The sequence below is a fragment of the Komagataeibacter ossonobensis genome, assembly GCF_057359305.1.
On the sequence record NZ_JBXAYQ010000001.1, the window covers coordinates 1 to 23,094 of the forward strand.

25 protein-coding genes and 2 pseudogenes are annotated in these 23,094 nt (G+C 59.3%); 21 read left to right on the forward strand and 6 right to left on the reverse strand.

Features of this window, described 5'->3' with window-relative positions:
* Positions 1-208: pseudogene (locus AC1RQ9_RS00005) on the forward strand (dihydroorotase); the annotation flags it as partial.
* Positions 209-252: 44 nt separating this feature from the next.
* Positions 253-882 (forward strand): Maf family protein, encoded by a 630-nt coding sequence (locus AC1RQ9_RS00010; protein WP_078528163.1) that lies wholly within the window; start codon positions 253-255, stop codon positions 880-882.
* Positions 883-1,300: 418 nt separating this feature from the next.
* Here AC1RQ9_RS00010 and AC1RQ9_RS00015 read toward each other — a convergent pair whose 3' ends face one another.
* Together AC1RQ9_RS00015 and AC1RQ9_RS00020 are read right to left on the reverse strand one after the other, a co-directional pair.
* A complete protein-coding gene (locus tag AC1RQ9_RS00015) occupies positions 1,301-1,909 on the reverse strand; it encodes a superoxide dismutase (protein WP_078527130.1) in 609 nt (202 codons plus the stop codon).
* Between the two features lie 506 nt (positions 1,910-2,415).
* A complete protein-coding gene (locus tag AC1RQ9_RS00020; protein WP_078527133.1) occupies positions 2,416-3,225 on the reverse strand; it encodes an IS5 family transposase in 810 nt (269 codons plus the stop codon).
* Between the two features lie 419 nt (positions 3,226-3,644).
* Here AC1RQ9_RS00020 and AC1RQ9_RS00025 point away from each other — a divergent pair, with 419 nt between their 5' ends.
* Complete coding sequence (locus tag AC1RQ9_RS00025; protein ID WP_078527135.1) at positions 3,645-4,553, forward strand: PIG-L deacetylase family protein; 909 nt, start codon at positions 3,645-3,647, stop codon at positions 4,551-4,553.
* An 83-nt stretch (positions 4,554-4,636) separates the two neighbouring features.
* Here the strand turns inward: AC1RQ9_RS00025 and AC1RQ9_RS00030 are convergent.
* Positions 4,637-4,838: pseudogene (locus tag AC1RQ9_RS00030) on the reverse strand (IS5/IS1182 family transposase); the annotation flags it as partial.
* 311 nt (positions 4,839-5,149) lie between these two features.
* Here AC1RQ9_RS00030 and AC1RQ9_RS00035 point away from each other — a divergent pair.
* On the forward strand, positions 5,150-6,133 hold the full coding sequence (locus tag AC1RQ9_RS00035) for a DUF1852 domain-containing protein (protein WP_078528166.1): 984 nt from the start codon (positions 5,150-5,152) through the stop codon (positions 6,131-6,133).
* A gap of 26 nt (positions 6,134-6,159) precedes the next feature.
* A complete protein-coding gene (locus tag AC1RQ9_RS00040; protein ID WP_078527137.1) occupies positions 6,160-7,188 on the forward strand; it encodes a methionine synthase in 1,029 nt (342 codons plus the stop codon).
* A 752-nt stretch (positions 7,189-7,940) separates the two neighbouring features.
* On the opposite strand, the gene AC1RQ9_RS00045 is transcribed toward AC1RQ9_RS00040, so the two are convergent.
* Both AC1RQ9_RS00045 and metF read right to left on the reverse strand, forming a co-directional pair.
* Positions 7,941-8,510, reverse strand: a complete 570-nt coding sequence (locus AC1RQ9_RS00045) for an epoxyqueuosine reductase QueH (protein WP_236944517.1) — start codon at positions 8,508-8,510, stop codon at positions 7,941-7,943.
* Positions 8,511-8,514: 4 nt separating this feature from the next.
* The gene (gene metF, locus AC1RQ9_RS00050; protein ID WP_078527141.1) at positions 8,515-9,573 is read right to left on the reverse strand and encodes a methylenetetrahydrofolate reductase [NAD(P)H]; all 1,059 of its coding nucleotides are present in this window, start codon (positions 9,571-9,573) and stop codon (positions 8,515-8,517) included.
* Between the two features lie 217 nt (positions 9,574-9,790).
* Here metF and AC1RQ9_RS00055 point away from each other — a divergent pair, with 217 nt between their 5' ends.
* The 3 genes from AC1RQ9_RS00055 to AC1RQ9_RS00065 all read left to right on the forward strand — a co-directional run bounded on the left by AC1RQ9_RS00055 (position 9,791) and on the right by AC1RQ9_RS00065 (position 14,349).
* Positions 9,791-10,690 (forward strand): LysR family transcriptional regulator, encoded by a 900-nt coding sequence (locus tag AC1RQ9_RS00055; protein WP_078527143.1) that lies wholly within the window; start codon positions 9,791-9,793, stop codon positions 10,688-10,690.
* Positions 10,691-10,926: 236 nt separating this feature from the next.
* Positions 10,927-13,008, forward strand: a complete 2,082-nt coding sequence (locus AC1RQ9_RS00060) for a ParB/RepB/Spo0J family partition protein (RefSeq protein ID WP_078527145.1) — start codon at positions 10,927-10,929, stop codon at positions 13,006-13,008.
* Positions 13,009-13,146: 138 nt separating this feature from the next.
* On the forward strand, positions 13,147-14,349 hold the full coding sequence (locus tag AC1RQ9_RS00065) for a DUF932 domain-containing protein (RefSeq protein ID WP_078527147.1): 1,203 nt from the start codon (positions 13,147-13,149) through the stop codon (positions 14,347-14,349).
* 77 nt (positions 14,350-14,426) lie between these two features.
* Here the strand turns inward: AC1RQ9_RS00065 and AC1RQ9_RS00070 are convergent, their stop codons facing one another.
* Positions 14,427-14,702, reverse strand: coding sequence for an HU family DNA-binding protein (locus AC1RQ9_RS00070; RefSeq protein ID WP_078527149.1), 276 nt, complete (start codon positions 14,700-14,702; stop codon positions 14,427-14,429).
* An 89-nt stretch (positions 14,703-14,791) separates the two neighbouring features.
* Between AC1RQ9_RS00070 and AC1RQ9_RS00075 the strand changes: the two genes are divergently transcribed.
* The 13 genes from AC1RQ9_RS00075 (at position 14,792) to AC1RQ9_RS00135 (ending at position 23,093) form a co-directional block, all read left to right on the forward strand.
* A complete protein-coding gene (locus tag AC1RQ9_RS00075; RefSeq protein ID WP_078527151.1) occupies positions 14,792-15,871 on the forward strand; it encodes a DUF7146 domain-containing protein in 1,080 nt (359 codons plus the stop codon).
* A gap of 312 nt (positions 15,872-16,183) precedes the next feature.
* Positions 16,184-17,119 carry a DUF2493 domain-containing protein gene (locus tag AC1RQ9_RS00080; RefSeq protein ID WP_078527153.1) on the forward strand — a complete coding sequence of 312 codons (936 nt, stop codon included), beginning with the start codon at positions 16,184-16,186 and terminating at the stop codon, positions 17,117-17,119.
* 537 nt (positions 17,120-17,656) lie between these two features.
* Positions 17,657-17,872: a hypothetical protein gene (locus tag AC1RQ9_RS00085; protein ID WP_078527155.1), complete on the forward strand. Its 216-nt coding sequence runs from the start codon at positions 17,657-17,659 to the stop codon at positions 17,870-17,872.
* Positions 17,873-17,890: 18 nt separating this feature from the next.
* Positions 17,891-18,214 (forward strand): DUF736 domain-containing protein, encoded by a 324-nt coding sequence (locus AC1RQ9_RS00090; protein ID WP_007396851.1) that lies wholly within the window; start codon positions 17,891-17,893, stop codon positions 18,212-18,214.
* A gap of 343 nt (positions 18,215-18,557) precedes the next feature.
* Positions 18,558-18,695: a hypothetical protein gene (locus AC1RQ9_RS00095; RefSeq protein WP_167370233.1), complete on the forward strand. Its 138-nt coding sequence runs from the start codon at positions 18,558-18,560 to the stop codon at positions 18,693-18,695.
* A gap of 181 nt (positions 18,696-18,876) precedes the next feature.
* A complete protein-coding gene (locus AC1RQ9_RS00100) occupies positions 18,877-19,146 on the forward strand; it encodes a helix-turn-helix domain-containing protein (RefSeq protein ID WP_078527157.1) in 270 nt (89 codons plus the stop codon).
* A gap of 145 nt (positions 19,147-19,291) precedes the next feature.
* A complete protein-coding gene (locus AC1RQ9_RS00105) occupies positions 19,292-19,555 on the forward strand; it encodes a DUF2285 domain-containing protein (RefSeq protein ID WP_078527159.1) in 264 nt (87 codons plus the stop codon).
* Positions 19,556-19,693: 138 nt separating this feature from the next.
* Positions 19,694-19,912 carry a transcriptional regulator domain-containing protein gene (locus AC1RQ9_RS00110; RefSeq protein ID WP_078527161.1) on the forward strand — a complete coding sequence of 73 codons (219 nt, stop codon included), beginning with the start codon at positions 19,694-19,696 and terminating at the stop codon, positions 19,910-19,912.
* Between the two features lie 19 nt (positions 19,913-19,931).
* Positions 19,932-20,480, forward strand: coding sequence for a DUF2285 domain-containing protein (locus AC1RQ9_RS00115; protein ID WP_230975644.1), 549 nt, complete (start codon positions 19,932-19,934; stop codon positions 20,478-20,480).
* Positions 20,481-20,700: 220 nt separating this feature from the next.
* Complete coding sequence (locus AC1RQ9_RS00120; RefSeq protein ID WP_078527163.1) at positions 20,701-20,952, forward strand: helix-turn-helix transcriptional regulator; 252 nt, start codon at positions 20,701-20,703, stop codon at positions 20,950-20,952.
* Positions 20,953-20,959: 7 nt separating this feature from the next.
* Entirely contained in the window at positions 20,960-22,045 is a 1,086-nt protein-coding gene (locus AC1RQ9_RS00125; protein WP_205836618.1) for a replication initiator protein A, read from the forward strand.
* Positions 22,042-22,539 carry a DUF2840 domain-containing protein gene (locus tag AC1RQ9_RS00130; protein ID WP_078527165.1) on the forward strand — a complete coding sequence of 166 codons (498 nt, stop codon included), beginning with the start codon at positions 22,042-22,044 and terminating at the stop codon, positions 22,537-22,539. Before AC1RQ9_RS00125 ends, AC1RQ9_RS00130 begins: the two co-directional genes overlap by 4 nt.
* On the forward strand, positions 22,536-23,093 hold the full coding sequence (locus AC1RQ9_RS00135; protein WP_078527167.1) for a S26 family signal peptidase: 558 nt from the start codon (positions 22,536-22,538) through the stop codon (positions 23,091-23,093). The genes AC1RQ9_RS00130 and AC1RQ9_RS00135 overlap by 4 nt, the downstream gene beginning before the upstream one ends.
* Position 23,094: the final 1 nt, after the last annotated feature.

Sequence of the window (23,094 nt, forward strand, 5' to 3'; positions counted from 1 at the left end):
AATCGTCGATCTCAGGGCATCCTGGACCATTGAGGAACGCTGGCTGGCATCGAAATGCGGCTGGTCTCCTTTCGTGGGCAAGAGGCTGACGGGGAGACCTGTCGGCACCGTCATAAGAGGGAAGCGGGTGATGTGGGAAGGAGAACTTCTCGGGGAACCCGCGGGAATGCCGCTAAGATTTGATGCGACTGACAGGCCCGCTTCCTGATGTTCCCCGGAAAATCATGTCCTCGTGAGAGGGCTGGCGACCTGATGAAAAACGATGCCATAAGGCTGATTCTGGCGAGCGGCTCGCAGACCAGACTCAAGTTACTGAAGCAGAGCGGCATAGAGTGCGCGTGCTATCCTGCGTCTGTTGACGAGGATGGGCTCAAGTCACACTGGAAAGCAGAAGGACGCAACGTCAGGGAGGTGGCTCTCAAACTCGCTGAGGAAAAAGCGTGTTTAGTGGCATCACAGCGCTGCGCACAGATGAGTTCTGAAGAGCACTGTTTGATAATCGGTGCCGATCAGATGCTGGAGTGCGAAGGAGCATGGTTCGACAAGCCTCTGAATCTTGACGCTGCTGGAGCCCAGCTGAGAAGCCTGCGGGGACGCACACATGTGCTGCACAGTGCGGTCGTTCTTTTGGACAGGACGGAGATTGTCTGGAGACATCTGTCCCATGCGACGCTGACAATGCGGATGTTCTCGGACAGATTTATCGAAAAATACCTTCAGCAGGAGGCAGAAAACTGTCTGCAGTGCGTCGGAGCTTACCGTGTGGAAGGACCGGGGGGCCAGCTCTTTGAACACGTCGGTGGCGATTACTCAACAATACTTGGATTGCCTTTGTTGCCGTTGCTGGGAGAGCTGCGAAAAAGGGATGTTCTGGAATTTTGACGGAACGAAGGGTTCGGTGGTTCAGTTATGCTTCTCAGCAGTCGTGTTTTGATGTCGACCGGAAGTGAACACGCTTGAAACTGTCCGTGCAGTTCGTACTATATCAAAGAGATTCTGTTCGCGTTGTCGTGCATTTTCACGATTATCGGATTTGTCGCGCTTTCGGGAGAATGTCACGGGATTCCGGGAGGCTCTGGCAGGATGGTGGATTGAGGCACGTAGGATATCCTGGCGGGGCCTCATGCGTGAGTCGTGTGTCGTGAATCCTGCAGGGCGATGACCACCCCGAAGCAGATCACCCCCCATCCAGGACTGCATGCGCGCGACGGTTCCGAAGACGGACCCGCGCACGTATTTCATTAATTTCGTGCATGACGCGCGAGTGCGCTTGCTTAGACGCTGGCGTGCCTCAGGCCCTTCACGCTGCTGAGATCGCTGTCCGGTAACGCTGTTCAACCATCTCCCAGTCCACCAGATCTGTCAGGAAGGCCTCCACATATTTCGGTCGCATGTTGCGATAATCGATATAATAGGCGTGTTCCCATACATCACATGTCAACAAGGCTGTTTGGCCATGTGCAAGCGGGGTGTCTGCGTTAGCTGTTTTGGTAATGGTCAGTTTCTGACCATCATGTACGAGCCAGCCCCACCCGCTCCCGAACTGGGCCAGACAGGCATTTTTGAATTCCGTTTTGAAATTACCCAGAGAACCGAAATCCGAAACAAGCTGTTTTTCGAGAGACGCAGGAATAGATCCGCCGCCTTTTGCTTTCATGCTAAGCCAGAAAAAGGAATGGTTCCAGTGCTGGCCGGCCTGGTTGAACAGAACCTTCTGCTCGGGGTCGGACGCTGTTTTCCGGATAATTTCATCAAGAGCCAGTCCGTGAAATGGACCGCTGGCAGTGAGTTCGTTGAGCTTGTCAACGTAAGCCTTATGATGCTTTCCGTGGTGGTATTCAAGCGTCTCGGCTGACATGTAGGGCGCGAGTGCGTCGGGAGCATATGGAAGCTCGGGGAGCTTAAACATGTGATATTCCAGTTCTATTTTAGAAGAGCCCTCGTTTAGGAGGGGCGTCCCGTAGCCGGGGCGTCTTCCAGCCGGGTTTGCACCACGTGGCCGGCAATCGTGTAAACGTTAAGCGCTACAGTGCGCGCGCGAGTCACAAGTGCTTCAGTTTCTTCCGACAGGGGGAGGGAGTCATTTTCATGTTCCATCACCCAGGCAACAGCCCAGCGCAGAAGCTCCGCGCAAGCGTGCCGCGCCTGCAGGGGGAGGTCAGGCAGGCTTGCGAGACGAGACAGTTCGTTACAGGCAGAATGTCGAAAATAAGCAGCTTTTTCAGCCTGCCGCTCCCTCAGAAACAGATCGGTCAGATTCTGACACGATATGCTAAAAATGGCGGGAGCAGAGAGCGGTAGTCCCGTCTCCTGAAAATCGACCAGAATCCCGGTGGCCTCCGCCAGAGCGTCCTGATAGAGCCTTTGGGCTTCTTCCAGATCCAGACGTGCATAACTCTGATTGGCTAGAGGGTGTTATGCACCTTGAGCGAGTATAGCGGCGTTTCTGAGCATGAAACATGCGAAAGCGACGACATGGAGACTTGCGAGGGTTGAAGCGTAACGCTCGTAGTCCTTGACGAGCCTGCGGAATCGTGTGGCCCATGCGAAAGATCGCTCGACGACCCATCGGCGCGGCAGCAGGACAAAGCCGCGCTTGGCTTCGGGCAACTTGACGACTTCGAGTGCGATACCGTGCGTGCGAGCCGCCTCGTCTGGTTTTGAGCCCGTATATCCCTGATCGACATAGGCCAGTTCGACGCTTTCGTCAGTGGCCTCCTGAATGGCAGCGGCGAGGCGTCCGACCTCGGCGCGATCATCCCGATTGGCTGGCGTGACATGCAGGGCCAGCAGGTGGCCCAGCGTATCCACAGCCATATGCAGCTTCGAGCCCCGTTTGCGTTTGGCCCCGTCGTAACCGGCGCGAGGCCCGCTCTCGGGTGTCGAACGTAATGTCCGGCTGTCGAGGATGGCTGCAGTGGGTTCCGGCAGGCGACCAGAAGCCATGCGCAAGACGGCACGTAGATCGCAGGCCAGCGTCTCGAAGCAGCCGGCATCCATCCAACGACGAGACTGCTGACAAACCGCCGACCACGGCGGCAGATCGTTTGGCATCGCGCGCCAGGCAATCCCGTAGCGGATCACGTAGCGCAACCCGTTGAACAGTTCGCGCAGATCATGCCGCCGCTGTTCCGCGTCCTCTCGCATCAGGACCAGATACGGAACGACCAGAGACCATTCTTCGTCTGATACATCAGAGGGATACGGTTTGCGTGCGGGTGCCATCCCTCATTACTGCACCAATCAGGAACGAAAGTACATAACACCCTCTAGCCGCGTCAGATGCTGCCAGCGGACACCGGCTTCTGGTAACCGATCGGATTGTAACATTCCTACGGCATTTCGTTCCACGGCACAGGCGCGATAATCAGTAGATGTTTTGATATATGCAATATGCTATATTGCTATGCTTGGCGAAAGTCAGGAGACGCTGGCATTTGCGCTCAGATTGCCGGCTCGCTGTCCCTGTTGGCAGCTGCGTGTCTTCCTGAAATCGAGGGACGTCTTCGCGGCGCTGTTTTGGGCGGAACTCTTTCTGAATCAACTGTTACGTTATAATATAATAGTTTGCCAAAGGCAGAGGACTGTGTGCGAAATTACTCAATAGTCAGCACCAGCAGGCGGTGTGTTTGGATGGATGTAAGATGGAATCGTCGTCATTTGAAAAGTGCCTTCGGTATGTTCGTACCATACATGAAACGTTTGCCTCGGCGGAACGCGAGGAATGGCACGTCGCCCATACGGTGATGACTCAACATGTTACGTCCGGTCCTCGCTGCGTCCTGTTCTCTCCACACCCCGACGATGAAATCATTACTGGTACGTTACCGCTTCGTCTTATGAGGGAAATGTCTGCTTCTGTGATGAACGTGGCCGTAACAGCCGGAAGCCTGCTCTGTCGACGGTCAGAACGCCTTGAGGAGGCGCGTAACGCCTGTAACAACATAGGGTTTTCATTTTATGCGCCAGAAGGCACGGGTTTTTCAGATGTCACAGATACGGCCGCGCGTGATAATCCTCGCAGGTGGCTTAATGCCGTGAGATCGATTGCGGAACTCCTGCAAAAAGAAAAGCCCGACATTGTTTTTATGCCCCACGCGGAAGACTGGAATCGTACGCATGTGGGTACGAACCGGCTGGTTATGGCGGCGCTGTCACGCTGCCCTCAGCTGAGCTGTCTGGTTGTGGAAACTGAATACTGGGCACCTATGAAATCCCCAAATCTTCTGGTTGGTGCCACTCCAGAGGTCGTTGCTCATCTTATTGATGCGCTTCTTTGTCACGGGAAAGAATTGAAACGTAACCCTTATCACTTGCGGTTGCCGGCCTGGATGATGGACAACGTCCGCCGAGGCTCAGAACTTGTTCTCGGGCAGGGGGCCCAGAGTTACCAGGGTGTTTTTGCAACGCTTTATCGAATCAGGGAGTGGAATGGAACGTCTTTGGTGGAATCTTTATTTGGGAACCAGGTGGTTCCTGCTCATGAATCCCTGGCAGGATACTTGGGACTTATGACGTGTTATGGCTCGAACTCAGAAAGCAATAGCCGCTGACGTATATCAATGTGTCTAACTCCTTGCAGGGCAGGTGCGAGGCGAATCTGCTTGTTCACGGGAGTCGTGATTAGGCTCAGCATTCATTCTTTGAGGTAGAAGATGACGCTTGCTGCGATGTGGATTGCGAACAATGAATGTATGAGTGCAGCGGTCGTATCGTGTCGCCTTCCTTCGCCAGTCTTTCCGCTTTGCACGCATGTTTTCGATCGGATGGCGCTTTTTATACAGATGCCAATTGTAAGGTCGTTTTGATTTCCGTTTCTTCGCCGGCGGAATACAGGCTGTGATATTGCGTTCTGCAAGCGATAACCTGATCTGGTTGCTGTCGCAGCCTCTTTCCCTGATGACTTCTTTTATCTCATCGGGGCGGTTTGGCAGAAGCACGTCTGCGCCTCTCAAGTCATTGGCCTGCTCCGCAGTCAGATGAAGGCGGGCAGGTCGGTCTCTGAACTTATCCATTTTCGGTGTGACCCTGATCACATCGTTCCATGAATGATATTTATGGTTTGATGAAATCAAATCATTTCTGTTCAATGGAGTCTTCCGGCATAAGACGGGTAAGGCTCTTAACTGCAGACATGATGAAGGCTTCAATGATCAGGGAAACTGCATTTGAAATAAAGCGCATTCGCTTCGATGAGAATTATCATCCATCCGACAGAACGCGTCTCACGACCAATTTCGCCAATCTGGCAAGAGGAGAAAGCCGTCAGAAAAACCTGCGCAACGTGCTCAGGATGATTGACAATCGTTTCAATGGCCTGGCGCATTGGGACAACTCCATGGGGGATCGCTACTCCGTCGAACTTGAAATCGTTTCCATTGAGATGGACCTTGCCTTTGCCGGCAAGAACGACAGCTTTCCGCTGATCGAAGTTCTTTACACAACGATTGTCGATCAAAAGCACAACAAGCGCATAGAAGGTCTCGCTGGGAACAGTTTCTCGTCATATGTCCGAGACTACGATTTCAGCGTGTTGCTGCCGAACTACAACAAAGACAAGACGGAGTTCAGCGTTCCCCACAATTACGGGGATCTGCATGGCAATCTCTTCAAGAGCGTTGTGAATTCGACTGCCTACAAGAAGAATTTCAAAAAGCTTCCGGTCATATGCCTTAGTGTCTCAACCAACCGAACCTATCATCGGACAGAAAATCAGCACCCTGTTCTGGGTGTTGAATTTGAACAGCGCGAATTTTCCCTGACCGATCAATATTTCAAAAAAATGGGGATGGAGGTTCGTTATTTCATGCCCAAGAACAGTGCGGCACCTCTGGCCTTCTATTTCTTCGGTGATCTTCTCTCTGATTACTCCACGCTTGAGCTTATCAGCACTATCAGCACGATGGAGTCCTTCCAGAAAATCTACCGTCCGGAAATCTACAACGCTAATGCTGCGGCAGCGGACTGTTATAAGCCAAGCCTGAAGCATCAGGATTATTCAAACACTCGCATTGTCTACGATCGGGAGGAGCGTACCCAGCTGGCGACCGCGCAGGGCAAGTATACGGAAGAAAATTTCATCGAACCCTATCACCATGCTCTTGAGCAGTGGTCCGCCAGCTACGCCGCCTGATCAATCAGAATACAGGGTCATCTTTCATGAAAACACTGCTCCCCACATCAACGGCTGGTAGCCTGCCCAAGCCGTCATGGCTCGCCGAGCCCGAGAAGCTTTGGTCGCCCTGGAAATTGCAGGGCGAGGAACTTGTAGAAGGTAAACAGGATGCGTTGCGTCTGACCCTGGACGATCAGGACCGGGCCGGCATCGATATCGTCAGCGATGGCGAACAGACGCGCCAACATTTCGTCACGACGTTCATCGAACACCTCAGCGGTGTCGACTTTGATAACCGTCAGACGGTCAGAATTCGCAACCGCTACGATGCGAGCGTGCCGTCCGTCGTCGGCGCCGTGACGCGTGAGAAGCCCGTCTTTGTCGAGGATGCGACGTTTTTACGCTCGTTGACGAAGAAGCCGATCAAGTGGGCGCTCCCTGGCCCCATGACCATGATCGACACGCTCTACGACGGTCACTACAAAAGCCGCGAAAAACTGGCGTGGGAATTTGCCAAAATCCTCAATCAGGAAGCGAGGGAACTGGAAGCCGCTGGCGTCGATATCATCCAGTTCGATGAACCTGCCTTCAATGTTTTCTTTGATGAGGTGAATGATTGGGGCATCGCCACACTGGAAAAGGCCATCGAAGGCCTCAAGTGTGAAACCGCCGTCCATATCTGCTACGGCTATGGCATCAAAGCCAATATCGACTGGAAAAATGCTCTTGGGGAAGAGTGGCGGCAGTATGAAGAGATTTTCCCCAAGCTCCAGAAATCCAATATCGACCTGATTTCCCTGGAGTGTCAGAACTCTCGCGTGCCGATGGATCTGATCGAACTCATTCGTGGGAAAAAGGTGATGGTCGGCGCCATTGACGTGGCCACCAACACGGTTGAGACGCCTGAAAAAGTCGCTGATATCCTACGAAAGGCGCTTCAGTTTGTCGACGCCGACAAGCTTTATCCCTGCACCAACTGCGGCATGGCACCTTTGCCGCGTGACGTGGCGCGGGGCAAGCTCCATGCTCTGGGCGCGGGTGCGGAAATCGTTCGCAGAGAACTTTCCGCCTGACAGACTGCCGCAAGTGGATTCCGAAAGAGGGAGAGAGGTAGAGACAACCATGTCGATGCGCTCTCCCTCGGGCAAGCAGGAGGCGCTTCATGTCCTCCATGACGCCAGAATTTCCAGGGACGTCAACACTCTCGTAACATCTTCCGCGCTATGCAACGCCAGCGAGAAGTGCCCCGGTCCTTTAGGACCTTGGTTGCGATCGGTCGGAGTTTCCCCTCGCGGGTTCATTGGATGCGTTCCCGACTGGAAATGCGCAGCGCGCTCTGAAGCCTGGCAGGCGTGAGGGGCGTGTGCAGATGTCCTCCATCGCTGTAATCAGGCGTTCGACATCTCTTGCCATACCTGTCATGGGCCAGGCAGCACTGAGGACATGACCGAACCGGCGCAAACGCTTTCGATACTCTTCCCGTCGGCAGTCGATCATTTTGTGAGTTTCCGAGAGGAAATCGACAAAACGGGATATCTGTTCTCCTTTGGACAGTACCTGGCGATCAGGCCTTTGAAGATAGCGCATGATGTCTGCGGCAAGGGTCTGTGGCATGGTGTGCGTCAAAGCCTGAGCCGCATTTCATCCGGCTCAACGAAACCAGGGCACCATGCAACATGGGCATCCGAACGGACTTTCATCATCAGGATTGTCGTTCTCCGGATCGTCGCAGGTCAGGGATGGACCGGTTCCATGACGGGCCTGCTCGTTCAGGGGGGGCATAATCGTCGAGGTGTCGGAAAACGTTTCCTCGTCCTGCGGCGTGCTATGAGGCGTCATCGTTCGTCCCATAATACAGCTTGCCAAGTTCGATCGCCGGGCGGCCCTGGCTGCGACGATGCGCATTGGTATCCCGCAGCGAATAGGCGCAGCCGCAATATTCCTGCTGGTAGAAGCGTTCCTGCTTGCTGATCTCGATCATCCGCGCGGACCCTCCCCCTTTGCGCCAGTTGAAATCCCAGTAGGACAGCCCGTCATAGGGAGACACGGCGCGTTGCCCGCATTCGTTGATCTGCGCCATGTTCTTCCATCGTGAAATGCCGAGCGAACTGGTCATGACCGGGAAATCATGCTCATGGGCGTAGAGGGCGGTCCGCTCGAAGCGCATGTCGAAGCACATGGTGCAGCGCACACCACGTTCGGGCTCCCACTCCATGCCTTTTGCCCGGGCGAACCAGTCGTCCTTGTCATAGTCGGCGTCGACAAATGGAACGCCATGCTTGTCGGCAAAGCGGATATTCTCGTCCTTCCGGAGGAGATACTCCCGCTCGGGGTGGATGTTCGGGGTGTAGAAGAAGATCGTGTAGTCGATGCCCGATGCTATCATCGCCTCCATCACCTCACCCGAACATGGTGCGCAGCATGAATGGAGAAGCACCTTCTTCTGCCCGTCCGGGGGTGTCAGACTCTGTCTCGGCTTCTCGTTCATCGGTTGTCTCTTCCTGTTCCGAATAATCTGCCACATTATCCGACATGCAACGGCCGGTCGTCCGCAGTCCGAGGATATGGGCGATTGCAAAAGTCGGGTCCGCGCGATTCAGCGTGGAGATATGAAATTCGTTGATACCGTTGGTTTGCAAGGTCCGGATCTGTTCCACCGCCACGATACTGGCGACAATGCGCCGGAGTTCCAGGTTTCCGTCGGTGTCTTCAAAAAGACGCGTGAGCCAGACCGGCACCGTGACCCCGCAGAGCGTCGAGAAGCGTGCCACATGCTCGTAATTCGAGACCGGCATGATGCCCGGAATGATGGGCGCGGTGATACCAGCGGACTGACACCGCTCAAGGAAGCGCAGACAGGTCGAAGCATCAAAGAAATACTGCGTGATGGCGCGTGTTGCCCCCGCATCGAGCTTGCGTTTGAGGTTGTCGAGATCGGCTTCAGGGCTCAGGGCCGCCGGATGCGTTTCCGGGTAGGCAGCGACGGAGATGTCAAAATCGGCGATGCGACGCAGCCCTGGGACAAGATCGCTGGCATAGGCGTAACCACCCGGATGGGGCGTGTAGCCGACCGCGCCGGCAGGCGGATCGCCGCGCAGTGCCACGATGTGCTTCACCCCTGCTTCCCAATACCTGCGGGCGACAGCATCGACTTCCTCCCGCGTCGCGCCGACACATGTCAGATGGGCAGCCGGTACGAGGTCAGTCTCACGCCTGAGGCGCAACACCGTAGCATAAGTGCTGGCCTGAGTGCTTCCGCCCGCACCATAGGTCACGGACACAAAGTGGGGCGAAAGCGGTGCAAGGCGCCGGATGCACTGCCATAACCGCTGCTCCATAGGTTCTGTTCTTGGCGGGATGAATTCAAAGGAAAGCGCAGGTGTCGGCATGTCGCGGCTGCACGACAGCAGGTTACCGATCCGTTGTTCCGACACCAATCCGTTCAGTCTGTCTGTCATGTCAGTTGCAGGGAAACGGCTCTTTCCGTGCATGTCTTATGCAGGAGATCGAATTTGTATTCAGAGTCAAAGCACAGGAGGCCACGATTATCGGTCGGGATCATGGAAAACTATCCGAAAGAATCATGTAAGCCATCATGATAAAAATTTATGGAAGTGAACTGAAATGATATATTTTTATGATTATATAAATTTGGTGCATTACGAGAGGTAAGCCATGGGTGTTCTGGAGCGCAATCATCTGACAATTATTCGGGAAGTCGCGCGAGAAGGCTCATTGACGGCCGCAGGGATGCGTCTGAACCTGACCCAGCCGGCGCTCAGTCACGCCATCCGCAAGATTGAACAGCAGCTTGGCGTAAAGATATGGCGGCGGGAGGGACGCTCCCTTGTGCTCAATCAGGCAGGCGAATGGCTGCTTGCTCTGGCGAACCGCCTGCTTCCTCAATTCGAGCTGGCGGAAAGCCGCCTTGAACAGTTCGCAAATGGCGGACGTGGTACACTCCGCATCGGCATGGAGTGTCATCCCTGCTATCAATGGCTTCTGAAAGTCGTCTCTCCGTATCTGGAGCGATGGCCCAAAGTTGACGTGGATGTACGGCAGAAGTTCCAGTTTGGCGGTATTGGCGCGTTGTTCAGCAATGAGATTGACATCGTGGTCACCCCTGATCCGCTTTACAAACCCGGCCTGAAATTCACACCGGTATTCGATTATGAACTCGTTCTGGCCGTTGGCCCTGAACACCCTCTGCGGAATGAGAAGTTCGTCCTGCCGGAACAGCTTGCTGGCGAAACATTGATCACCTATCCCGTTCTGTCCGAGCGGCTGGATATCTATACGCAGTTTCTGCAGCCTGCCGGTATTGGTCCGCGGCAGCAGAAACAGATTGAAACTACGGATATCATGCTGGTGATGGTGGCACATGGAAGGGGCGTTGCAGCACTTCCACGCTGGCTTGTGGAAGAGTATACACCACGCTTTGACCTTTACCCGGTCAAGCTTGGTAAAAAGGGCATTGCAAAGCAGATATTTCTTGGTTACCGCGAAACTGATGAAGAGGTTCGATATCTGCAGGATTTTATCGAATTCGCTGCTTTACCTTCTTTGGTCGTTTAAGTATTTGTTTCGAAATCCATAATTAAAACCTGGTCGTGCTTTTCTTTTACATTGCCCGGTTTCTCTGATTTCTTCTCAATTCCAGACATTCGCCATTGCTGTCGTTTCCTGCCGGGAAAAGGCTGCGGATTTTGGGCGTGTCCGGAGCTTTTAGAGTCAGAGGGCTGCGCGGATTTTCGTGACGGGTTGAGAGGATGGGAGAGAGTCTCCTGTCCGCCCGTCATGGAGTTTTCGCCATGGCGACCGCTATTCCCAAAATCAGCCTGAGTTCGTCCCGTGACATCCCGTTCAACCGGCTGGCGCTGTCCCAGTCCAACGTGAGGCGCGTGAAGTCCGGCCTGTCGATCGAGGAACTGGCCCGCGACATCGAGCGCCGCGGGCTGCTGCAGAGCCTGAATGTCCGTCCCGTTTTGAATGACGAAGGAACCGAGACCGGCACCTATGAAGTGCCCGCTGGCGGCCGGCGCTTCCGTGCCCTCGAACTGCTGGTGAAGCAGAAGAAGCTGGCAAAGACGGCCTCGGTACCGTGCGTGGTGCGCGAGGCCGGATCGGCCATTCTCGCCGAGGACGACTCCCTGGCCGAAAACGTCCAGCGCGTGGCCCTGCACCCGCTGGATCAGTTTCGTGCCTTCCGTGACATGCTGGAAAAAGGCATGTCTGAAGAGGAAATCGCCGCAGCGTTCTTTGTCGCACCGGCCGTGGTTAAACAGCGTTTGCGGCTGATGACCGTTTCCGACACGCTGCTGGATATCTATGAGCAGGATGGCATGAAGCTGGAGCAGTTGATGGCCTTTTCCATCAGCGATGACCACGCCCGCCAGGAACAGGTCTGGGACATCGTGTCCCAGAGCCATAACCGTGAACCCTATGTCATTCGCCGCATGCTGACGGAGAAGACCGTGCGGGTTTCGGATGCCCGTGCCCGTTTCGTCGGGCTGGAGGCCTATATCGTAGCGGGTGGCCACGTCATGCGCGACCTGTTCGAGGCCGATGACGGCGGCTGGCTGCAGGATCCGGCTATTGTGGACCGGCTGGTCATGGAAAAATTGCATGCAGCCGCAGAGGATATCCGCGCCGAGGGCTGGAAATGGGTCGAGACGGCCCTATCTTTCCCATGGGGTCACACACGGCAGTTCGTCGAGATCGATGGCACGGAAGTGCCCCTGACCGATGAAGAGACGGCCCGTCTCGAGGCCCTTCATACCGAGCAGGAAAGTATCGAGGCTGAATACGCCCAGGCCGATGAATATCCGGACGAGGTCGAGGCGCGGCTGGGCGAGATCGAACAGGCCATTCTTGCCCTGGAAGAACGGCCCCTGACGTTCGATTCCGCTGACATGGCGCGGGCGGGGGCGTTCGTCAGCCTCGACAGTGATGGCACGCTGCAGGTGGAGCGGGGCTTCGTCCTGCCCGAGGACATGCCGGCCGAGCCCGAAGAGACCGATGATGCGGGCAGCGCCGATGAATACGGTCATCATCCGCATGATCAGCACGACGACGATACCACAGGCCATGGCTATGATGAGGATGGGGAGGGCGACGGTATCTCTCCCGACGTCGAACCCGAGGAGGAAGACGGGATCAAGCCGCTGCCAGACCGGTTGCTCACCGAACTGACGGCCTGGCGCACGCTGGCCCTTCGGGACGCGTTTGCCAGCAACCCGCATATCGCCCTGACTGAATTCCTGCATACGCTGGTGCGTGATGTTTACTGGCAGACGCCGGGTGCGGATTGCCTTGAAGCCTATGTCCGGGAAATCCCGCTGCCGGTCCAGTCGCCCGACATGCCGGGCAGCCTGCCAGTCCACGCGCTGCGCCAGCGCAACGAGGGCTGGAAGCACGATCTGCCCGAGGACGAGGATGCGCTGTGGTGCTGGATCGACGGGCTGGACGATGCCAGCCGCATGGCACTGCTAGCGCATTGCCTGTCCTTCGGCATCAACGCGCTCTACGAGCGCATGCCCGCCTATGGCGCGGTGTCCCAGCGCAGCGTCACCGAACGTCTCAAGCGTGCAGACCGTCTGGCATCTGCCCTCAGCCTCGATCTGGTGGAGGCAGGCTGGCAGCCCACGGTCGAGAACTATCTCGGGCGCGTCACCAAGGCCCGCATCCTGCAGGCGGTGCGGGAAGCACGCGGTGACGAGGCGGCTGACCGTATTGCCCACCTGAAGAAGCCCGACATGGCGCGCGAGGCCGAGCGGCTGCTCGATGGTTCGGGCTGGCTGCCCGAAGCGTTGCGCACGACAGGTGGTGCAGAGCAGGTGTCGGTTGAAACGGCAACGGTGGACGAGGGTATGGAGGCCATCGCCGCCGAGTAGCCCTTATGAGATCTAGGAACTTTGAGACAGCGGCTTCCGGTGACCGGAAGCCGCTTTTTTCATGTCCGGTGTCCCGGAAAGAGGGAGAGGGCGGCTTCGCCTTGGGTGCCGAATAACCGGCATAGAGGAGAGTTTTCCATGACCACAACCACCATCCTGCCCCCTGCGTCCCGTGGCGCCGCGTCCGGCAGCTTCCGGATCGATCCTTCGCGTGGGGAGCGTAGCGCCCGCGTCTCGTCCGAATGGTTCTCGCGGCCCGATGACGAGCGCTACCTGTCGCTGTCCGACCTGCATGCCGCCACACTGGCGCGGGCGGATCGGGCCACCGCCCGTACGGTGGAAAGCCGCGCCATTCGCGTCGAGGCCTCGCGCGACAATGCCGAGCGCCTGACCCTGACCGTGCCGGGGCAGAATGACCCGGTTGCGCCCACGCACTGGTCGTTTGGCCAGATGTGCAGCCTGGTCGGCGCGCCATCGTCGTACCTGCGTAACCTGCCGGCCCCACTGGCGGCGATCAATCTGCAGCACGGGCTGCTGTCGCACCGGGCCGAGCTGGTCAAGACGCTGGAAACCGAGGACGGACGCGTAGAACTGCGCGCCGTGACCGGCCCCGATTACGGCCGCATCTGGGACCATGAACTGGTCGGTGCGGTGCGGAAAATTGCCGGTAACGGCACAGGTGATACCAACTGGAAGGTGCCGGGTGTGATCGACTGGGCCACCATGACCCATAATCCGTATGTGGATATCACCAAGGAAACTACGACGCTGTATGCGTCAGACAGGGACGTGTTCCTGTTCCTTGTGGATGATACACACCCGATCGAAGCCGGGCGTCTGCCCAACGGCGATCCCGATCTCTATTTCCGGGGCTTCTATGCCTGGAATTCCGAAGTTGGCAGCAAGAGCCTCGGCATTGCGTCATTCTATCTGCGTGGGGTGTGTCAAAACCGCCTTTTGTGGGGCGTAGAAAATTTCGAACAGATCACGATCCGGCATAGCAAGTTCGCGGCCTCGCGTTTCGTGCATCAGGCCACACCGGCCCTGCGGAATTTCGCCACGGCTAGCCCGGCGTCGTTTGTCTCGGGCATTCAGGCCTCGCGTCGAGCGCTGGTGGCAAAAACCGACGAAGATCGGGAAAGTTTCCTGCGTCGTCGTGGGTTCTCCAAACCGGAAACCACCAGGATCATCGAAACAGTGCTGAACGAGGAGGGACGCAAGCCCGAGAGCGTGTTCGATTTCGTACAGGGAATTACGGCGTTGGCCCGTACGAAGACCAACCAGGACACACGACTGGATCTGGAGGGCAGGGCACGCAAGCTGATGGAGAAGGTCGGATGAACGCGCCCATCATCAGAAAGTGGCATGATGGGGAAGGGGCGGCGGACGAGGTCCGCCGCCTTTTGCCTGTCGGCAGGTCAGTCGTTCAGGTTGTCCTTGAGCGCCTTGGCGGGCGTGAAGGCCAGCTTGCGCGAGGCCGCGATCTGGATGGTCGCTCCCGTGGCCGGGTTGCGGCCTTCGCGGGCGGCGACTTCCCTGACCTTGAACTTGCCGAAGTTTGGCAGGGTGATTTCATCACCGGCCTTGGCGGCAGTGGTCATCGCCTCGATCAGGGCGTCCAGCACCTTGCGGGTATCGGTCTTGCTCGTGTCGGTGGTGGTGGCGATATGATCGACCAGATCGGCAATCTTCATGAAACTATCCTTTTGCATTCGGGCCTGTGCCCGTTGCCTCTGCCGTTACGGGGGAATCATGGCGGCATCAAGCCTGCAGGGAGGGTGAGATGACAGATACGCAATCATGGGGTGCTGGCGATCTGGCCCGCAGGCTGGCCGAGAACGCCGAGGCGGTCTGTCGCCATTACCTCTCGGCCGGGCGACGGCACGGCAATTACTGGCTGGTCGGGGATGTTCATAACACCCCGGGGCGGTCGCTCTATGTCCGCCTGCATGGTGGACCGGACGGGCGTGGTCGCGCGGGGAAATGGACGGATGGCGCGACGGGACAGCATGGCGATCTGCTCGACATCATCCGTGAAAGCCTCGGGCTGCTGGATTTTCGTGATGTCGCCGACGAGGCCCGGCGCTTTCTCTGTCTGCCGCAGTCCGAGCCACGATCGGCCCCTGATCGCGGCCGTTCCCATGCGTTCAGCCACGATACTTCGGGGCAGGCATCTGGCACCGCAGACGCCGCACGTCGGCTCTGGTCCATGTCCCGCCCGATTGCGGGCACACGGGCGGAAACCTGGCTGCGGCATCGTGACCTGACCCGCCTGACGGACCTGTCGTCCCTGCGTTTCCACTCGGATTGCTACTATCGCGTCGATGCCGATAGTCCGACTGAGACATGGCCCGCGCTGATCGCCGCTGTCACCGATCTGAATGGCCGCGTCACCGGTATTCATCGTACCTGGCTGGCGCGGGACGGAAAAGGCAAGGCCCCCGTCGCCATGCCCCGTCGGGCGATGGGTGACCTGCTCGGCCACGCCGTACGCTTTGGCATGGTGTCCGACGTTCTGGCCGCGGGCGAGGGGATCGAGACGGCGCTGTCGCTCCATGAGATCATGCCCGCTCTGCCACTGGCCGCCTGCCTGTCCTCGGCGCATCTCGCCGCCCTGATGTTTCCGTTCACGTTGCGCCGCCTCTACGTGCTGCGCGATGATGATCCGGCCGGGGATCATGCGGTGATGACCCTGCAGGCCCGGACGCAGGAGGCCGGGATCGAATGCCTTGTGCTGTCACCGCGTCTGGCAGATTTCAACGATGATCTCCGCTATCTCGGGCGTGGGGCGATGCGGGCGATCCTGCATCCCCAGCTTGCCCCGCAGGACGTGGTGCGGTTCCTGCATCCGGTCACGCACTGAGGCGGGCCGGGAAAGGGAGGAGGGTCATCGTCGTTTCCTGCCGTGCGGGGGCTGTCCCATTTCCTGATGGGGCGCGCCCGCGGCCTTTCAGGAAGGGGAGCGGGCGTCAGCCAGACCGGGCCTGCAATGGCGGAGACGGCTATTTTCCGCCGCGCGTGCCGCGCTTTGCATCGCGAAGCAAAATAGCCGTCTCCCTGCCATCCTCCACTGCGTTCCGGCCGCGCGTTGCGCGGTTCCGGCCCGGCCCTCGTCTGCCGCTATCCGCCCCCGGAAAGGCCGCGAGGGGCGCGGCCAGAACCGGAGGACAGACCCATGACCCGCACACAGGACGATTTCGAACCCGCCCACGCTACCTCTTCCACCGCCCATGTGCTGACGGAACTTCAGCTTTACGGCCACCGTCCGTTTGAGGACGAGCCGGACGCGAGGCCGCTGCCCGACGCCAGCCAGATCGAGGGCGCGGTTGCCGATATCTTCGACGCCCTGTCAGCCACTCTGACGGACACGCGGCTGGAACCCGATCTCGAACCGTTGCTCTGGTCCACGGTCAACGTCTTTCACCGCATGGTCGGGCAGGTAGAGCGTGATCTTGACCGCAACGAGGTGGCGCAGAAACGCAGCCAGCAGGAGCAGGATGGCAGCGAGATCCGCTCGGTGGAACTGGAGCGCCTCATCGCCGAGGGCCTGACCCTGCTGGAGCGACGCAATGCTTACGAGATCTTCCGCGACCTGGCCTGCGACCAGTTCGAACGCCTGACGATGTCGCCCTGGCGGCCACGTTCCGGTTCGCTGGTCAGCCGCAGCACCCTGACGGCGTCGATGATCGACAGCCGCGATTTCCTCAACGCCCGCCGCAAGGCCGAAACCGAATTGCTCGTGCCCCCCGGACCGAAGGTCGCGGTCACCGGCGGGCTCGACTACGAGGACCATCACCTGATCTGGAACCGTCTCGACAAGGTGCGGGAGAAGCACCCCGATATGGTGTTGCTGCATGGTGGCTCGCCCAAGGGAGCGGAATTCATCGCTTCCCGCTGGGCCGATCATCGTGATGTCGCGCAGATTGCCTTCAAACCTGACTGGAACCGGCACGGCAAGGCCGCCCCGTTCCGGCGCAACGACGCCCTGCTGAAAGTCCTGCCCATCGGGGTCATGGTGTTTCCGGGTTCCGGTATTCAGGATAATCTGGCCGACAAGGCGAAACAGATAGGCATCCCGGTCTGGAGGTTTCGCAAGGATAGTGGCGCGTAAGCGCCATTGTCTCTTTCGACTACATCCCGAAAACGATGATCGCTGCTTACGATTTTTCGCTGAGCGTCGATCGATCAGAAGTATCCGTCGGGCTCCCCGTTGCCCGCGCTTCCGGTTGAAGCAAACGGGACTGCCCGCGCGCCGGGAGGCCCCACCCGGAGAGAACGGGTGCGGGGCGTGACCTTTCGCCCCATTCCAACTGCGGGGACGATGGATGAGGGAGGCGGTGGCCCCCTTCCTCGGCGGTGAACAGGTCGAAACAGCAGCGGCGAAGGAGGGATCGTCCAGCGGGCAACCGGCTGGCAGGCCTTCGTTGGAACGACGGGTCCGTAGGATGCGGCCCGAACCGTTCGCAGCAGGGACGTGGCAGTCGGGGGCGGGTGTCAGGCCGCAGCCCGTGTCACCAGCATGGAAGACGGTCGCACCGGGCGAGCGCGATATTCTTCTGTGTCGCACGTTCCCCACCTGTCGGACCGGTCATGCCGGCATCGTCTCTCCTGGGGGGCTGTCGGGTCCGCACACCATGGCCTCTGTTGGATGGCTGATCTAGCCGAAGACCGGCTGCGCCTCGATCGGCTGGCCGCAACGGCGTTCCGGAACTTTCTTCCCCTGACGGCTGCGCCGTCATTCCTCGCGAGACAAGAAAGTTCCGGCCCTGCCGTCCTCCGCTGCGCTGCGGCCCTGAAGGGTGCTCTGCCGCTCGCCTCCGGCTGGTCGATCGCCATCGAGGCCACGGTGGTCGCGGCCCGATAACAGCATGGAGACACGACAATGGCTAACATCGGTTCCTTCAAGAAGGTGGGCGAAGGCTTCGAAGGCGAAATCGTCACCCTGGCCCTGCAGGCCCGCAACGTCCGGCTGGTGGCCGAAACCAACCGTCCCAACGACAACGCCCCCAACTACCGCGTCTATCTGGGCAGGATTGAACTCGGTGCGGCCTGGACCCGCCGCTCCAGCGAAGGGCGCACCTATCTGAGCCTGAAGCTGGATGATCCCTCTTTCGCCGCCCCGATCTTCGCAAACCTGTTCACCGACGAGGACGGCGAGGGCTACTCCCTGATCTGGACCCGGCCCCGCAGCCGGAACGGGGACTGACCCTCCCACACCCAACCCCGCCCGGTCTCCCCGGGCGGGGCCTTCCGGGTCTTTTTTTCCACGTGCTTTTCCGGGGTGTGGGTGGCAATCCTGGTCGCCCCACGTGGGACGCAGGAGGAACACGAGGCTTTCCCTTAGCCTTCCCATTGTACCATGCGCGAGGGCGAACCGCGTCAAGGACGCGTGGTCCCCCCAATTTTGCCCGACGCACCCGTGCCGGGCACGCCGAACAAAATCGGCTCCCCCACGCGCCGGCGAGCCGGTCGCCTGCGGCGATCCTTGACCCGGTCCGCCCCGGCATGAGCCGTGCGTCCTGTCTTCGAGAAACGAAAGGAGCAGGACGATGACCACGCTATACGACCACATCCAGATGCTGTGCGCCGAACTGACCAGCTTTCACCTCAGCCGGCGCGAGCGCCGGCAGATCGAGCGCGAACTCAAAGAAGCGCTTGCCCGACGCGATGCCGAGCCCCCCGCCTGACGGGGGCTTTTTTCTGGTCAGCCCGACGGTCTTGTCCGACAGGACTGGAGCCGCCTGAATGGTGCGTGGACGCCGATTCCTTTTTCCTATCGTCCGGAAAGAACGACGTTGAATATTCACAATGCGACTATTATAGTCGTATTTCTGGTGTGCAGGCCTTGCGTGTCGGATGTGATCGCGGATGATCACTGGCCGACAGGTAAGGGCGGCACGGGCACTTCTGAACTGGACACAGGAAAGGCTCGCTGAAAAGGCCCTCGTAGCATTGACCGCGCTCAAGCGCCTTGAATCCGAACGCGGTCTGGGCGTTCATGAGGGCACAATCGATCAGGTCCGTCGCGCGCTGGAAGCGGCGGGCATTCTGTTCATCGAGTCCGGACAGGGACGCGGCGTCATGTTTCTAAACGAGACTTCCGATATCCAGACGCGGCAGGGTCGGGGACGTGGCTGAGCGGATTTCTCCTGATCCGCTCCGTTCATGTCGTTCTTTTCCCCTTGCGTGCGCTGATTTCTGGCGGGGCGTGCGAGCCAGGCCGGTCAGCAATCCCGATCTTTGTTATCGAACCGATCTGGCAGCGGTATCATGAGGAGCCGCCATGACCGACCCGTCTTTCCTCGACCATCCCCCTCTCACCGTACGGGTGAACGCCTACGACGAAGCGCATCTCGGGCTCTACCTGCGCCTTCTGGTTGCGGAAGAAGAAGGGGCGGACTGGCGCGAAGTCGTTGCCGTGCTGTTCGAAATTGATCCGGTTCGTGAACCGGTGCGTGCGAAGGCTGTTCATGACAGGCATCTGGCACGGGCGCGCTGGATGACCGAAGCCGGTTTCCAGCATCTGTTGCAACCGCGCCTGCAATAGCCGGGCTTCGCCCCGGCTCGCGCATCGGCCCTGCGCTTCTCTCCCTGATAAGAAATCAGGGTCTATGCACTCCCGTTTCCGATCTGGCTGATGGAATCTCCCCCTTTTGCCGCATGGGGGACAGACAGGGAGGCCCGTATGCCCACATCCTTCTGGCGTTCACCGGAACTGCGCGACCATATCAGCCGTCTGGACCGCTCCGGTTTCGCCGTCGAATTTCTCCGCCGTAACACCACCTATCGCCGCGATTATGCCCGTCTGCAACGGCGGCTTGGCCGCCGGGGCGTGGATTCCGCTGCCGAGTGCGCGGCGTTCGCCCAACGCTGGGGGCTCTGTTTTTGTCCATGCGCCCGATAAGCCCGCTCCTCAGGGGCGCATGGTCTGGCGGCCCGAGGTTTCACCGGCCACGCTGATCCTCACACCCGCGCCACCGGATTTCGCCATTGTGACCCCGATCAATCCGGCGGTGCTCGGAACCATCCTGGCCCGTCATGATGCGGAAGACGACACGTGGCTGGTGATCGGCGATGCGACGGGCGATCTTTACCTCCGGCTTCTGAACCCGCTGGCCATCGGTCGCCCCGCTGTGCTTCTGCCGATGGATGACGCCGCCGAACTGCGTCTCGACGTGGCGCTGCGTTTCTTTCGCAGGCAGCGCGGTCAGCGCGTTGGCCTGCTTCCGCGCGCTCTTCAACTCACGCCGCTGCAGCGCGCGCGGCAGATGCAGCTCCTGCTCGCCTTCGATATTCACGAAGCGGGCGGCACCACCCGTGATATCGCCATCGCGGTCAATCGTTCATGGCAGGCCGCTTTACCGGCGGTCGAATGGCGCAACACGGCGGCGCGTCGCCATGCGGAGCGCCTGCTTCTTGACGCCCGGAACCGGGTCAGCGGCGGCTATCTGGATTTTTTACGCGGGCGATAACATAGCCGGTTTTCGCTCCTTCCCGCTGCTTTCCCCCATTTTCCTCACGCTGCTTCACGTCCGGCTCCGCCCGGCACCTCCTGCATACGCTCCGACGCGCGGGGGTGGACACTGACCTCGAAAAATCTTCGTCCACCCCCAACGCCCGCTTTCTCCGCCACCGTCATCCCGATCCGCCGCACCATCCCCGCGGCGCTTCGAGACCAGATGGAGGTATACCATGCTCGACAGACACGCGCCGTCACCGGCGCGCTACCTGCGCACACATCAGGCCGCGCAGATTCTTGGCCTTTCTCCCCGCACGCTGGAGAAATACCGCTGCCATGGCAGTGGCCCGACCTTCCGCAAGCTTGGCGGTCGTGTCGTCTACCTGATCGACGACCTCGACGCCTGGGCTGCCGCCAGCGCCTGCCGGTCCACGTCTGATCCGAATTATGACGAGGCCCGCTCCGCCGGCCTTGATCGCCGGTGAGGGGAGGATGGACATGCAGGCCCGTCATACCCTCACGGCCAGCGAGCGCAGCAGGCTCCTGCCGTTCGTTGTCGCCAGTGGCGAGATCAGCCCGCGCGACCAGCGCGATCTGATGGAGCGACCGTTTTTCTCGCTGTCCAAAACGAAGCGCACGACGCCAATCCTCTACGCGGCAGGGGACACGCGCGTCGAGGTGTTCGGGATGCCCGAGCACGGCATGGCGACGATCTGGGACGCTGACGTGCTGATCTGGGCTGCCAGCCAGATTGTCGAGGCGGAAAATCTCGGCCTTACAACGTCACGCTTCCTGCGCTTCACCCCCTACCAGTTGCTCACCGGTATTGGCCGACAGACCGGGGCGCGGGATTATGGGCTCCTCAGGGCGGCACTTGCCCGGCTCCAGTCCACCGTGGTCGCCACCACGATCCGCCACGGCCAGAACTGGCGACGGCAGCAGTTTTCCTGGATTACCGAGTGGGAAATCTGCGCCAGCCGCAACGGTCGCGCCGCTGGTGTCGAGATCGTCATTCCGGAATGGCTCTATCGTGGCGTGATCGACCGGTCGCTGGTGCTGGCCATCGACCCGGCCTATTTCCGGCTGACGGGCGGCATCGAGCGCTGGCTTTACCGCGTGGCCCGCAAACACGCGGGTCGCCAACCTACCGGCTGGACTTTCGAGATCGGGCATCTGCACCAGAAATCCGGCAGCCTGATGCGTCCCTCGGACTTTGCCATCCAGATCCGGCGTGCCGCCGCCAGCCAGCCCTTGCCAGGCTATCGCCTGAGCATTGAGCGTGCCGGCGTGCGCGAGTTGTTGCGCATCCTGCCAACCGACTTATCCACACATCCTGTGGATAATTATGTGAATAGTATCAGGACATCACACGCATCCACTATCGGGACATCACACGCAGGACTATCGGGACTTCACACGCACAAACCCCAGCTAAGTCTTTGGCCTGAAACGGCGATTCCGGCCCTTAACTTATCTAACTTAGACTCTAACTCTTATGTTGATGGGAAGCGCCGTTCTGCGGATAACCCCTCTTGCCCGTCCATTGCCCCCTTCACGGGGCCGGGAGACGGGCCATGACCCGGCATCCTCCCATCTCCCATCGGCATCCGGCGGCACTGACGCATGTCGAACTGACCTGGATCGACAGGCGCATCGAACACTGGCTGCGCTTCGGGCATTGCAGCGACGAGCAGATACTTGATGACCGCCGTCGCATTTCCAGTTTTGCGCCAGGAAGTGTTTTCGCCTTTGTGCGCTGGGCGTCCAATGACCTCGGTATCACCGTCTCCCGGCTGGATATCGTGCGCGCGGTCAGGGCTGGCGAAGTGTTCCAGACTTTGCCGTTCGTGCGTCCCGGCGGCGAAATCCTCCTGCGTGTCGATAGCTGGCCACGGGTCGAACATGTGCTTCGGGTGGTCGACGCCATTGAGGCGCTGGGTCTCGATCCGGCGGATGCGGCGCCCGAATACTGGCGGCATCTGCACCATCGCATCACGGCCGGACATGAGCCGCGTGCCTATACGCGCGAGCAGCATTCAGCATGGCTCAAGCGGCGGCAGGTGATGTCATGACCCGGCGTGGCTGGTTCTTTGCGACCTATTTCGCCGTGCTCGGTGTTGGCGCGTCGATGGTCGTTCATCCTGCGCCACGCCTGATCTGGAACGAGACGGCGAGCGTGCCCGTCGGGCTCTACCGATTGCACCCGGTTCCCGCGCCGCATGTCGGTGATCTGGTCGCTGTCCGCCTGCCCGAGCGCGAGGCGAGGCTGCTTGCAACGCGCGGTTACCTTCCTCTCGCTGTTCCCCTGCTCAAGCCCGTAGCGGCTGTCGCGGGGCAGTCCGTGTGCCGTACCGGGCAGCGCGTCACCATCGACGGAAAATTCGCAGGCGATGCGCAATCCCTCGATCACCGGGGCCGTCCATTGCCCGTCTGGCAGGGGTGCCAGCACCTCGCTCCAGACCAGCTCTTCGTCATGAACCCGGCCGAGCCACGCAGTCTCGACGGTCGGTATTTTGGCCTGTTGCCCCTGTCCACCGTCATCGGTCGCGCCACCCCGGTCTGGCTTCTGTCCGGGAGCAGGCAGCCTGTCACCGTGACCTTCAATCCGTCCCCGAAAGGGCAATGAA